We start from the raw sequence: 13,514 nt of genomic DNA, 5'->3' as shown, positions 1-13,514 counted from the left end.
TGGAGGGAGCAGATGTTTCAATGATAAAAAAAAGCGCAAAAGTGGTGTCCATCGGTTCAATTCAGGATCTTCCAGAGAGACTGGGAAAAATTGTTTTTGTTGGTAAAACAGAAGTAGCGGTATTTAAATTATTAAACGGGAGCATCCGTGCGGTGGAAAATCGCTGTCCACATAAGGGCGGAGTCTTGAGCGAAGGAATGGTAAGCGGTGAATTTGTTTTCTGTCCGATGCATGATTGGAAAATATGTTTAGAGGATGGAAAGGTCCAAGACCCAGATACGGGCTGTGTGAAAACCTATCAAACCCAAACAGTCGGAGAAGAAGTATTTCTTCTAATAGATTAATTGAATTTTTCAACAACTCTTTTGTACTAATAATCCTTTTAAAAGAGAATATGTAGCATAAAATAATCCACCAACACTAGATTTTGGTGGATTATTTGCTATTTTCCTTCATAATAAAATTGTTGATAGGAAAAAAAAGGATAATAAAGAAAATTGTCGAATACACATAAGTAAATATACCTAAATACGAGGGCTAAATAATGCAAAAATCAGGACAAATTTTTCTAGTATTCCTTTCGATTTTATTTACCAGTTTCCAAAAGATCTATGATCATCATCCTTTTTTTTCGTTCGACTTTTTTCTGTTTACCCTGATTGCCTGGGTAGTGGGATGGCAATATGATAAGGCACGATACTATGAAAAAAAGGCACGTGCCAGTGAGGAGAGCTATAAAAAATTGATTGATTCATTGCCGGCACCAGTTTACGTGACGAGGGACCTTAAGTTTTTATATGTAAATGAAGCCGCAAAAAGCATGATGGGGGCGACTAATCTAAAAGATTTAAACGGAAAGTCTATTCTCGATTTCATTACTCCAGATTATAAAGACCGATTGGATGAACGATTTAAACAAATAAAGAAAGAGAAGCAGCCTGTAAATACGATTGAATATAAAGCGAAACGTTTGGATGGAAGTTCATTTTTCTTTGAAGTCTCTTCCATGTTTATTGTTTTTGGCGGAAAAGAAGCGGTTTTGTCGATTGGGAAAGATATTACAGAAAAGATGGAGGAAACAGAACGTCTGCTTCAAAAGTCTGAAAAACTGGCATTGTTAGGTCAAATGGCGGCCGGAATAGCGCATGAAATTCGGAATCCACTCACATCAATCAAAGGATTTATACAGCTCTTAAAGACTAACACTAGGAAAGAAGAATATTTCGATATCGTATTATCTGAGCTTGACCGGATTAATGAGATCGTCGGGGAATTCTTAGTTCTTGCCAAACCAACCGCTGCTGTTTATATGACACAGGATATTAAGATTTTATTAAAAGAAGTTATCACTTTATTCAACAATCAGTCGCTACTAAATAATGTACAAATCTTTGTAGAATCTGATAATGATTTGCCGTTGATCAGCTGCGAGGAAAATCAACTAAAGCAAGTATTTCTAAATTTGCTGAAGAACGCGATGGAAGCTATGCCTAAGGGCGGAAATATTTATGTAGTCGTAAAGGAAAAAGAAGCAGGGAAAATCTCGATTCAGATTATCGATCAAGGTGTAGGCATTCCACAAGAACGGATTTCTACATTAGGAGAACCATTTTATACAACAAAAGAAAAAGGCACCGGTCTTGGCTTGATGACTTGCTTCAAAATTATCGAAGGCCATAATGGGGAACTACATATTCATAGTAAAATTAATGAAGGAACCACTATCGAAGTCATCTTACCTACGACTACTCAGCCGTTATTGAAGATGGAAGTAAGCCATTCTTAATGAATGGCTTATTCTATTTTGATGAAAAATGATAAGATATCATCATAGATATAGAATGAAGAGATTAGGAGGGAGTATGTGGGATCATTACAAACGAAACAAATGTCACGTGAGTTTACCTTTTTTCAACTATTTAAGCAATCTAAGCACTTTTCTGCGTTACTTTTCGGGCAAATTTTTTCCTTATTAGGAAGTTCGATAACGAATGTGATCCTGCCGATTGTTGTCCTCCAATTATCAAAATCAACCGCTATGATGGGAACTGTCATGGCTGTCTACATGCTGCCTTTTGTCGTACTTCTCCCTGTTTCGGGCATCCTGGTTGATAAAATGAATAGAGTAAAAATCATGTTTGTAGTTGATCTTGTTCGGTTCTTCCTGATGGTGCTATTAGCTGGATTAGCTTTTATGGATCAACTGAATATGTTTTTTTTATTTATTATCATGTTTATTATGGGGACAATGGACAGCTTCTTTCAGCCGGCCTATTCGGCGGTTCGAGCAAAGGTATTTACGAAGGATATTCGCAATGCGGCCAACTCGATTACCCAAGTAAGTGTTCAGGCCTTAAGAATCTTTGGACCTATTATTGGAGGAATGATTATCAGTTCGTTTTCAGCGGCGTGGGGTTTTGGAATTGATGCGATCACCTACATAATATCGTTGTTCTTTTTATTAAGTCTTCGTTCTTTAACCTTTCAACAATCGACCGTCACTATAGAAAAGAAAAACACTATCAAACAAGATTTCTTTGAAGGTGTTGAGGTCCTAAAACAAGAGTCCTGGCTATGGATTACTATTCTTACATTCTCGTTAGTTAATATATTTTCAGGCGGAATCATTCGAATTTTAATTCCTTGGCTCATTAATGTCTATTATCAATTTGAGCCGGTTGTGTTTGGTCTTGTCCTTTCCGCATCTGGAGCAGGAGCAATCGTTTGTGGCATTGTGTTTGGACTAAGGAGAGAATGGAAGAAAAGAGGCCTGCTCGCCTATATTGGTGTGGGTGTAAGTGGACTTGGTTTATTATTTATGCCTTTCATTTCATCGGTTCCTTTTTTAATGGTCTTCATGTTCCTTGAAGGGGCAGGGATGATGTTATTCGGCTTGATTTGGGAAATTAGTCTCCAGGAATTAGTTCCTGAAGATAAATTTGGACGTGTCGTCAGTTTAGATATGCTTGGCTCATTCGCCTTACTTCCTGTCGGTTATTTACTAACAGGATGGATCGCAGAAGGGGTAGGTGAAATCTTCACTTTTGTTACCTTTAGTATTGTCATCGTTCTTATCTCTGTTTTAGTCATGTTTAATAAAGGGATTCGAAATTATAATTAATGTAAATCAAATGGGTTGGAGGAAGTTATGCAAAAGAATAGGTATGTGTTTTGGGGTCTCGTCATTTCTACTCTTATATCAGCACTTGACGCAAACATAATGCAAACGGCAAGCCCTACCATCGTGAAACAACTCGGAGGAATGGAGTTGTTCGCGTGGATATTTGTTGTATATATGTTAGCAAGCACTGTTACAGTGCCGCTTTATGGAAAATTATCGGATATGTACGGTAGGAAAAAATTATTAATAATCGCTGTTGCCATATTTACTTTAGGTTCAATTCTGTGTGGATTGGCCAATTCCATTGTGACGCTGATTATTTTTAGAGGGGTCCAAGGGATAGGGGCAGGCGGGATGATTCCGCTCTCCATGATCATTGTTGGGGATTTGTTTACGATTGAAAGCCGCGGGAAAATTCAAGCAGTTTTTAGCAGCATATGGGCCATTTCATCTATTGTTGGTCCCGTGTTGGGTTCGTTTTTTGTGGAAGAACTAACTTGGAGATGGATTTTCTTTATCAATGTTCCGATTGGGATTGCAACTGTTCTCTGTCTGATTCCATATAAGGAAAAAATCGAATTCAAGAAAACCCATATTGACTACAAAGGCTTCTTCTTATTTGGGATCTCGATTTCGCTCTTATTGTTATCTACGAATGTTAGAAACTCTTTTTGGTATCTTATCATTGGAATCTTTGGTTTGATTATTTTTCTTTTGGTGGAGAGGAAAGTAGCACATCCGTTCTTACCTGTTTCGTTGTTTAAGAACAAAGGAATCCTCATGACAAACCTTTTTATGCTAGTTTACTGTCTTTCCTTTTTTGGGACATCCAACTTTATTCCGTTATACCTTCAAGAAGGAAGTCATATGAGTATTTATAAAAGCGGTCTTATTCTCCTCAGTATTGCGGTGGGCTGGATGTTTGGAAGTACCCCAGCCGGAAAGTGGATCATCCGCTTTGGATACAAAAGCTTATTTATTATTGGAAGCGTGATAACGACTGTTTCCGGTTTAGCTTTATACTTATTTATTGCGGATTTAACCTACTTTAGTTTATTTTTCATCTTAACGATCCAGGGTGTATCATTTGGTCTCTTATTTGCAGTAGGAACGATTGCTTCTCAAGAATTTGCTGAATCCCACATCAAAGGGATGTCTACATCACTGCAAATGTTTCTAAAAAACATTGGGACCTCGATTGGGGTGACCATCATGGGTCTGATCATCAATCAAGCAGCAAACATCGGTATTGGAATAAAAAATGTCTTCCTTTATGCCCTTTGTTTGAGCTTCCTTACAATCCTACTAAGCTTTTTAATCCCTGCTAAAACACCTTCCGGTAGTGAGAGTAAATAGTTTAAAACCTTATGGTGCCTGACACCAACAAATGTTGGTGTCAGGCACTCCTTTTTATCCCTAAGATTTATTCAATATCTCCCTAAACTCTTTTCCCCGTTTAACATAATGCTCGCTCGACATTTGCAGTAAATCGAGATCCTTTTGAGTTATTTCGCGGACTACTCTTCCCGGAGAGCCCAATACAAGGGAGCGGGGTGGAATTTTTATTCCACCGGATAACAGCGTATTGGCCCCAATAATACAATCGTCACCAACCTCCACATTGTCTAAAAGTGTTGAACCCATGCCAATAATGCATCGTTTGCCAACCTTACAGCCATGCAAAATAACATTATGGCCAATGGTCACATCATCTGCTATTTCAACCGGAAATCCTTCGAATAAATGAATCGTCGAATTATCCTGGATGCTGCATCGCTCCCCAATGATGATTGGTCCGTCATCTCCTCTTAATACCGCATTAAACCAGACAGATGAATCCTTTCCTATTCTCACATCCCCAATTAAATAGGCACCGGGTGCCACAAATACTGAATCATGAACCTCAGGGGATATACCCTTGTAAGGGATTAACATATGAATCTCTCCTTTAAATTACTGAATTGTCTTTCTATTAATCTAAATATATCATTTATTTATTAGTAAGATGTTAAGAATTGTATTTATCCCTTTCAAATAGATTATCCTTTTAAATTTATTTGCACTTATTTATAGATTTTATTTATCAAATGCAAAATATTTTTGCTTTTACTAAACAATTATTTATTTTGCGCAAAATATTTTTGCACCAAAAGGATCATAAACCCTTTATTTATGCAAAAAACCAAGTTGGCATGCAACTTGCATATTAATTTACTGTAGCAAACGACAAGGGGGAACAAAAATTGAAACCGTATACACATGAACCATTTACAAATTTTGAAGATGAAAAAAATAAACAAGCATTTCAAGAGGCACTTGCCTATGTTCAATCACAATTAGGAAAAGATTATCCAGTTGTCATTGGTGGAGAAGCCGTTACTACTGAGGAAAAAATTATCTCCATAAATCCGGCAAATAAAGAAGAAATCATTGGTCGAGTTTCAATGGCCGACCAAGAATTAGCAGAACAGGCTATGAATGCCGCATTAACCACATTTGAAACTTGGAAAACATGGAAGCCTGAACATCGTGCCAATATTCTTTTCAAGGCAGCTGCGATTATGCGCCGCCGCAAACATGAGTTTTCTGCTTATCTAGTGAAAGAAGCCGGAAAGCCATGGAAAGAAGCAGATGCCGATACCGCAGAAGCCATCGACTTCATCGAGTATTATGCCCGTCAAATGCTGAGATTGAAAGAAGGCTCACCAGTACAAAGCCGTAACGGAGAATTTAATCAATATAACTATATCCCACTTGGGGTGGGAATTATCATTTCACCTTTTAACTTTCCATTAGCCATTATGGCTGGAACAACGATTGCCGCGATTGTCTCTGGAAATACCGTACTTCTAAAGCCTGCAAATTCTACACCAGTGGTTGCAGCTAAATTTGTTGAGTTGCTGGAGGAAGCTGGACTTCCAAAAGGTGTCCTAAACTTTGTACCAGGAAGCGGCGCGCAAATCGGAGATTACCTTGTTGATCATCCAAAAACACGATTCGTATCGTTTACAGGATCACGAGAAGTTGGCTGCCGCATTAACGAACGTGCTGCCAAGGTTCATAAAGGACAAAAATGGATCAAACGGGTCATTGCTGAAATGGGTGGTAAAGACACTGTTGTTGTAGATAACGATGCGGATTTAGATTTAGCTGCATCAAGTATTGTCTTTTCCGCTTTCGGCTTTTCAGGCCAAAAATGTTCAGCGGGTTCACGGGCAGTCATTCATCAGGATGTCTATGATACGGTCCTTGAGAAGGTTGTCGCTTTAACAAGAACACTTACACTTGGCAACCCTGAAGATGTAACTAATTATATGGGACCAGTTATTGATGGTAAATCGTTCAAAAAAATCGTGGAATATATTGAAGTTGGCAAGCAAGAAGGCCGGCTTATGACTGGCGGCGAGGGCGATGATTCTAAAGGGTTCTTCATCCAACCGACGATCTTTGCTGATTTAGATGAAAATGCACGCTTAATGCAGGAAGAAATTTTTGGACCAGTTCTTGGTATTAGTAAAGCACGTGACTTTGACCATATGATGACGATTGCCAATAACACCGACTACGGTTTAACAGGTGCATTGATCACGAATAACCGCGAGCATCTTGAACGTGCGCGCGAAGAATTCCACGTCGGTAATCTTTACTTTAATCGCGTATGTACGGGTGCCATCGTTGGCTATCAACCGTTTGGCGGATTCAATATGTCAGGTACAGATTCCAAAGCGGGCGGTCCAGAATACTTACTGCTTCACATGCAGGCAAAAACAACTTCTGAAACATTATAAAAAACGACAACTATGTCAACATGACAGGTGGGATTACTTCACCTGTCAGAACAAATTGAAGGAGGAACTATTATGACAGTCTCTGAAACTACTAAAACAAAGCAAATCATTGAACAAACAGATAAATTTGGTGCAAATAACTATCATCCACTGCCAATCGTAATTGCCAAGGCAGAGGGGGTTTGGGTGGAAAGCCCAGAAGGAAATCGTTACATGGATATGCTTAGCGCTTATTCTGCGGTTAACCAAGGACATCGCCATCCAAAAATTATCCAAGCATTGAAAGATCAAGCCGATAAAGTAACGTTAACCTCTCGTGCTTTTCATAATGATCAATTGGGTCCATGGTATGAGAAGATTTGTCAATTAACGAATAAAAATATGGCACTTCCAATGAATACAGGAGCAGAAGCTGTTGAAACGGCCCTAAAAGCTGCCCGCCGCTGGGGTTATGATGTAAAAGGGATTTCAGAAAATCAAGCTGAAATTATTGCTTGCGTTGGGAACTTCCATGGCCGGACAATGGGTGCTGTTTCCTTATCATCAGATCCAGAATATAAGCGTGGTTTCGGTCCAATGCTACCGGGAATTAACCTCATTCCTTACGGTGATCTCGAGGCATTAAAAGGAGCAATCACTCCGAATACAGCCGCTTTTTTAATTGAGCCTATTCAAGGGGAAGCAGGAATTATTTTACCACCAGAAGGATTTTTAAAAGCAGCAGCAGATTTATGTAAGGAAAACAATGTATTATTCATAGCTGATGAAATTCAAGTCGGCTTAGCCCGTACTGGGAAAATGTTTGCTTGCGATTGGGAAGATGTGAATCCAGACATGCTGATCCTAGGTAAAGCACTAGGTGGCGGTGTGTTCCCTATTTCTTGTGTGGTGGCAAATTCAGATGTATTAGGCGTATTCAATCCTGGTTCCCACGGTTCTACATTTGGTGGAAATCCTCTGGCATGCGCGGTCTCACTTGCAGCCTTGGCTGTCATTGAGGAAGAAAAACTGGCCGAGCGCTCGCTGGAAATAGGTCAATATTTCATTGATTTATTACAGTCAATCGATAATCCAAAAATTAAAACCATCAGAGGCCGCGGCTTGTTTATCGGCGTCGAACTAACCGAAGCTGCAAGACCTTATTGTGAGCAGTTAAAAGAAGAAGGCTTATTATGTAAAGAAACACATGATACCGTTATTCGGTTTGCACCACCGCTTACAATCACCACAGAAGAAATTGATTGGGCTTTTGAAAAAATTAAAACGGTTTTAAGCTAATTTTTATATAAAAAAATAAACTATTATTCGACGGGGTGTCTGGGGATGTCTGTTAAAACGATAGTAACTGAAATGGAAAAAGAACAACAAGCGGAAACAGAATCATTAAATTTGTTCAATTCAACTCAAACGATTATTCAACAAGCTCTTACAAAATTAGGCTATAACAACGAAATGTACGAATTATTAAAGGAACCGATCCGATTGTTAACCGTACGCATTCCTGTAAGAATGGACGATGGATCAGTCAAAATATTTACTGGGTATCGTTCCCAGCATAATGATGCCGTCGGCCCTACAAAAGGCGGCGTCCGTTTCCACCCGGAAGTGGATGAAGAAGAAGTAAAAGCCTTGTCCATCTGGATGAGCTTAAAGTGCGGTATCACGGATCTACCTTATGGCGGCGGTAAAGGCGGTATCATTTGTGATCCGCGCAACATGTCGTTTAGAGAACTTGAAGGGTTAAGCCGCGGTTATGTTCGTGCGGTCAGCCAAATCGTGGGACCTTCAAAAGATATTCCAGCGCCAGATGTGTATACGAATTCGCAGATTATGGCCTGGATGATGGATGAGTACAGCCGCCTGCGTGAATTTGATTCACCAGGATTTATTACCGGGAAACCAATCGTCCTCGGAGGTTCTCAGGGCCGTGAAACTGCGACTGCCCGCGGTGTAACCATTTGTATCGAAGAAGCATTGAAGAAAATAGATAAACAGCTCCAGGGAGCCCGTGTTGTTATTCAAGGCTTTGGAAATGCCGGAAGTTATTTAGCGAAATTTATGCATGATGCGGGAGCTAAGGTTGTTGCTGTATCCGATGTATATGGCGCTATTTACGATCCCAATGGGCTCGATATTAATTACTTGCTTGATCGAAGGGACAGCTTTGGCACATTCTCGCAGCTCTTTAAAGATACAATCACAAATCAGGAACTACTGGAATTAGACTGTGATATTCTTGTTCCGGCAGCTATTTCGAATCAAATCACAGCCAAAAACGCAGCCCATATTAAAGCACCTATTGTTGTGGAAGCAGCGAATGGACCGACTACACTTGAGGCAACAAGAATTCTCACGGAGCGCGGTATCATTCTTGTTCCGGATATTCTTGCAAGCGCAGGTGGAGTAACCGTTTCATATTTTGAATGGGTGCAAAATAATCAAGGCTATTATTGGACGGAAGAAGAAGTAGATGAAAAGCTTAAGAAGGTAATGGTAAGTTCCTTTGACAATATCTATCAAACTTCTAAAACACATCAGGTAGACATGCGCTTAGCAGCATACATGGTTGGCATAAGGAAAGTAGCAGAGGCTTCTCGTTTCAGAGGATGGGTATAAGGGGATCTGAATAATTGTTACTCCCTACTCAGATGGACGAAAAATCCTCTATCTGTTCGATAACTATAAGCAAATTAATAAGGAGTGGAGATATTTGTCCGTAGTGGAAGAAGTTGTATTCAGTCCATATTCTGGTACTGTAGAAACTGTTCTAACAGAGGAGCGCAACCATGTATATGAGTGGGAGAGGCTGTTTTTAATTAAAACAAAAAGCGGCAAAATTGAGGAGATTTCAATTGGAATCAGCGGATATATAACCTCCTTACCTGTTAAAAAGGGGCAAGTAGTAAATACTCATACCGTCCTAGCAACCATCCAAGATGATATGATAATTACAGGGTCAGATTAAGAACTTGATATACTTTAAAAAAACTCTTTCCGTTTCTTCGGAAAGAGTTTTTTAACATTATCGTTAGTTTATTACTTTTCTGAATCGTTGTTTTACTAAATACATGAATTTTAAAATAGTCTATCTTGCTGTCGACCTGCTAATATAATAGAAGAAAAAAATTTTTTTTATGGAGGTTGAAATGACCAAGACAATTTTTACAAATGGGTCTTTCTATACTTTGGATCCAAGCCAGCCATTCGTGGAGTCAGTCGTCGTTGAGAAAGGCAGGATCATTGATTTAGGGACTCACCAAGAAATGATTTTGCAATGGGGCCGAACAGGGTCAAAGCTCGTTGATTTATATGGAAAAATGGTTACACCAGGATTAATCGACAGCCACCTGCATCTTTCAGGTGTCGCATTCAACTTTTTAGATCTTGATTTAACCGGTGTAAATTCAAAAACCCAAATGCTCGATAAAATTAAGGAGAAGGCAAATACCGTTACGCCCGGAAAGTGGCTTATCGGAATGGGTTGGGATGAAAACCTCTTTACAGAAGGGAACATTCCCACCATTGAAGAATTAGATCATGTTGCACCGCATTGTCCTGTATATCTAAAACGAATTTGTCACCATGCTTTTTTGGTCAATAGCAAGGCACTTGAAATGAGTCAGTATCATCCCTCAAACTCAGTCCCAACAGGGGGGACGGTCGTTCTTGATCCGATGACAAAGAATCCAACTGGATTACTGCTGGAATCAGCTTCTCAATTGATTACAAAATACATACCGGAGCGAACCTATCAAGAATTAAAGGACGGTTTGCAGCAGGCGATGCAATTGGCTGTGAAACAGGGATTAACAAGTGTACACTCGAACGATCCTGCTTATTTAGGCGGCCTGGATGCAACTTATAAAATGTATGATGAATTACTTAACCAAGAAGGGCAAGGGTTACGCTGCAATCTGCTCATTGATTATCCCTATCTCCCTCGTTTGATTGAAAGAGGGATGTTTGCAGGTTTCGGTAATGAGAAATTACAAATCGGGGCCATTAAAATTTTTGCTGATGGGGCTTTTGGAAGAAGAACCGCGTTGCTGTCCGAGCCCTATCACGACCAGCCTGGCCAATATGGTGACGCCATGTATGATCAAGAAACTCTTTATCACATGGTTCAAGAAATCCGTGCACACGCCATGCCAATAGCTGTCCATACGATTGGCGATAAGGCTTTAGAAAATGTTCTAGATGTACTCGATCAATTCCCAAAAGTGGAATATCGCGATCGCATTATTCACACGTCGCTTGTTCGGAAGGATTTAGTTCAGCGCTTGGCAGATTCGAGTCGGATTGCTGATATTCAACCAAGATTTGTGGTCAGTGATTATCCTTGGGTGAAAGAAAGGATTGGAGAGAAAAGAGAGCCTGATTTATATGCATGGAAAACGTTACTTGATTCGGGCGTTTTATGTGCCGGCGGTTCTGATGCACCGATTGAACCAATCGATCCTCTCCGTGGTATTCATGCTGCGGTAACCCGAAGGTCCCCTGGAGATACTCATGGAGGTTGGAATGTGAAAGAGAAACTATCGATAGATGAAGCTTTTAAGTTATTTACAGTTGGGGGTGCATTCGCTACCAATGAAGAGCATCTTAAAGGTACGATTTCAAGAGGGAAGTTAGCAGATATGACGGTTTATTCGAACAATCTATTTACAATCGAGAATCCGGACCAGTTACTAAAAACAGACATTGAAATGACCATCATCGGTGGCGAAATTAAATATAATAAATAAGGTATTGATGGTGATAAAATGGTCCTAAATCAATGAAAGCGCTTTATTATTAACTAAATAATTAAAATTATCAAAAAATATTGACAGGTTATTTTTTCAGTGGTAACCTTATTAAAAATTGAAGACAAATCAATGATGAGAAGAGTAGAGTAAGCCCTTGTTCTACAGAGAGTCGACAGTTGCTGAAAGTCGATGTCAGGACGTATTCGAAGATCATCTCGGAGATGTGTAGCTGAAACTTAATTAGTAGGCTATACCGGAAAGTCCGCCGTTACAATGGAACACGTCCAAAAATGGTACGTTGATCGAGAGCCGCAATGTTTGTTTGTTGCGGAAGTAGGGTGGTATCGCGAGTTCACTCGTCCCTATACTATGGGGACGAGTTTTTTGTGTCTAAAAAATGTAATTATACCCATGAGAATTCCTGTAGGGATGCGAAAAATTAGGAGGGAATAGGAAGATGAATCAACAAGTTGATAAAAAAGTGTTTAATGTGGAGGATATTATTATTGCCAGCCATACCATTAAGGATGTTATTTCACCGACTCCCCTGCAATACAATCACTTGTTGTCTGAACGATATGGCTGCCATGTTTATTTAAAACGGGAGGATTTACAAAGCGTTCGTTCCTTTAAAATCCGCGGAGCTTATAATCGAATTAAACAATTGACCGAAGATGAGTTGAAGAATGGGATTATCTGTGCAAGTGCAGGAAATCATGCACAGGGGGTTGCGTATTCTTGTCACCTCTTAAATATCCATGGGAAAATCTTCATGCCAAGCACTACACCAAAGCAAAAGGTTAATCAAGTTAAATTCTGGGGTAAGGAAGATGTTGAGATCGTTTTGGTTGGAGATACCTTTGACGATGCGTATGAGAAAGCCATCGAATGCAGTCGGGAAGAGAATCGTACTTTTATCCATCCTTTTGATGATCCTGAGGTCATTGCCGGGCAAGGGACAGTTGCTGTTGAGCTATTAAATGACTGTCCTGAAAAAATTGACTATCTGTTTGGTGCCATTGGCGGCGGCGGGCTTATGTCAGGAGTCGGTACGTATTTAAGGCACTATTCACCAGGAACACAATTAATTGGTGTGGAGCCCCAAGGTGCATCTGGTATGAAAGAATCCTTATTAAAAGGAGAAGTGACATCCTTAACTGAAATTGATCCGTTTGTGGATGGTGCAGCCGTAAAGACTATAGGTTCAATGACGTTTAACATTTGCAAGGAAATCATTGATGAAATTCTAGTTGTACCAGAAGGAAAAGTGTGCACTACTCTTTTATCCTTATATAATGAAAATGCGATCGTCGTAGAGCCGACAGGAGCACTCTCTGTGGCCGCATTGGATATGTATGCCGAACAAATTAAAGGCAAGACGGTCGTCTGTATTGTCAGTGGAGGCAACAATGATATTGGTCGGATGCAAGAAATCAAAGAGCGATCCAAAATCTATGAAGGGCTCCAGCACTACTTTATTGTCCAATTCCCGCAGCGCCCGGGTGCCTTACGTGAGTTCTTAGATGATGTCCTTGGACCAAACGATGATATTAGCCATTTTGAATATACGAAAAAGAATAATCGAGAAACGGGTCCTGCTTTGGTAGGTATTGAACTGAAGGATAAGGGCGACTACAAGCCGTTAATCGAACGAATCAAAGCGAAGGGATTTTTATATCGCGAAGTCAATAAAGATAGTACTCTGTTTCAGATGCTGGTGTAGAAATATAGTCGTTTTTAGAGGTCGAAACGCTTTGGTTTCGACCTCTTTTTATAGTAAAAGCAACTTCTTAACTGATTTTAGTTAATAGACTCTTAACAAATGATGTAATTAAGGTATAATATTATTTGTCAATG

General features: G+C 39.7%; 11 protein-coding genes and 1 other annotated feature. Of the genes, 10 read left to right on the top strand and 1 reads right to left on the bottom strand.

The window, feature by feature from the left end:
* Nucleotides 1-20: 20 nt before the first annotated feature.
* The 4 genes from nirD (at nucleotide 21) to RCG22_RS03445 (ending at nucleotide 4,477) form a co-directional block, all read left to right on the top strand.
* Nucleotides 21-344 (top strand): nitrite reductase small subunit NirD, encoded by a 324-nt coding sequence (gene nirD, locus RCG22_RS03460; RefSeq protein ID WP_308105738.1) that lies wholly within the window; start codon nucleotides 21-23, stop codon nucleotides 342-344.
* 200 nt (nucleotides 345-544) lie between these two features.
* Nucleotides 545-1,786, top strand: coding sequence for an ATP-binding protein (locus RCG22_RS03455; RefSeq protein WP_308105737.1), 1,242 nt, complete (start codon nucleotides 545-547; stop codon nucleotides 1,784-1,786).
* Nucleotides 1,787-1,864: 78 nt separating this feature from the next.
* Nucleotides 1,865-3,121: an MFS transporter gene (locus RCG22_RS03450; RefSeq protein WP_308105736.1), complete on the top strand. Its 1,257-nt coding sequence runs from the start codon at nucleotides 1,865-1,867 to the stop codon at nucleotides 3,119-3,121.
* A 27-nt stretch (nucleotides 3,122-3,148) separates the two neighbouring features.
* Nucleotides 3,149-4,477 (top strand): MDR family MFS transporter, encoded by a 1,329-nt coding sequence (locus tag RCG22_RS03445; RefSeq protein ID WP_308105735.1) that lies wholly within the window; start codon nucleotides 3,149-3,151, stop codon nucleotides 4,475-4,477.
* Nucleotides 4,478-4,537: 60 nt separating this feature from the next.
* On the opposite strand, the gene RCG22_RS03440 is transcribed toward RCG22_RS03445, so the two are convergent.
* Nucleotides 4,538-5,056: a gamma carbonic anhydrase family protein gene (locus tag RCG22_RS03440; protein ID WP_308105734.1), complete on the bottom strand. Its 519-nt coding sequence runs from the start codon at nucleotides 5,054-5,056 to the stop codon at nucleotides 4,538-4,540.
* Nucleotides 5,057-5,364: 308 nt separating this feature from the next.
* On the opposite strand from RCG22_RS03440, the gene pruA reads away from it, so the two are divergent.
* The 6 genes from pruA to ilvA all read left to right on the top strand — a co-directional run bounded on the left by pruA (nucleotide 5,365) and on the right by ilvA (nucleotide 13,380).
* Nucleotides 5,365-6,909, top strand: a complete 1,545-nt coding sequence (pruA, locus tag RCG22_RS03435; protein WP_308105733.1) for an L-glutamate gamma-semialdehyde dehydrogenase — start codon at nucleotides 5,365-5,367, stop codon at nucleotides 6,907-6,909.
* Between the two features lie 72 nt (nucleotides 6,910-6,981).
* Nucleotides 6,982-8,187, top strand: coding sequence for an ornithine--oxo-acid transaminase (locus RCG22_RS03430; RefSeq protein ID WP_308105732.1), 1,206 nt, complete (start codon nucleotides 6,982-6,984; stop codon nucleotides 8,185-8,187).
* A 72-nt stretch (nucleotides 8,188-8,259) separates the two neighbouring features.
* Nucleotides 8,260-9,525, top strand: coding sequence for a Glu/Leu/Phe/Val family dehydrogenase (locus RCG22_RS03425; protein ID WP_098262685.1), 1,266 nt, complete (start codon nucleotides 8,260-8,262; stop codon nucleotides 9,523-9,525).
* Between the two features lie 94 nt (nucleotides 9,526-9,619).
* A complete protein-coding gene (locus RCG22_RS03420; protein ID WP_308105731.1) occupies nucleotides 9,620-9,874 on the top strand; it encodes a biotin/lipoyl attachment domain-containing protein in 255 nt (84 codons plus the stop codon).
* 181 nt (nucleotides 9,875-10,055) lie between these two features.
* A complete protein-coding gene (locus RCG22_RS03415) occupies nucleotides 10,056-11,654 on the top strand; it encodes an amidohydrolase (RefSeq protein WP_308105730.1) in 1,599 nt (532 codons plus the stop codon).
* A 123-nt stretch (nucleotides 11,655-11,777) separates the two neighbouring features.
* Nucleotides 11,778-12,024: a binding site (T-box leader), on the top strand.
* Nucleotides 12,025-12,114: 90 nt separating this feature from the next.
* Nucleotides 12,115-13,380: a threonine ammonia-lyase IlvA gene (ilvA, locus tag RCG22_RS03410; RefSeq protein ID WP_308105729.1), complete on the top strand. Its 1,266-nt coding sequence runs from the start codon at nucleotides 12,115-12,117 to the stop codon at nucleotides 13,378-13,380.
* Nucleotides 13,381-13,514: the final 134 nt, after the last annotated feature.

The sequence above is a fragment of the Neobacillus nitrireducens genome (assembly GCF_030915405.1).
Classification (GTDB): domain Bacteria; phylum Bacillota; class Bacilli; order Bacillales; family Cytobacillaceae; genus Neobacillus.
Note: the sequence above shows the minus strand (reverse complement) of the source record. Positions and strands in the feature narration are given on the sequence as shown.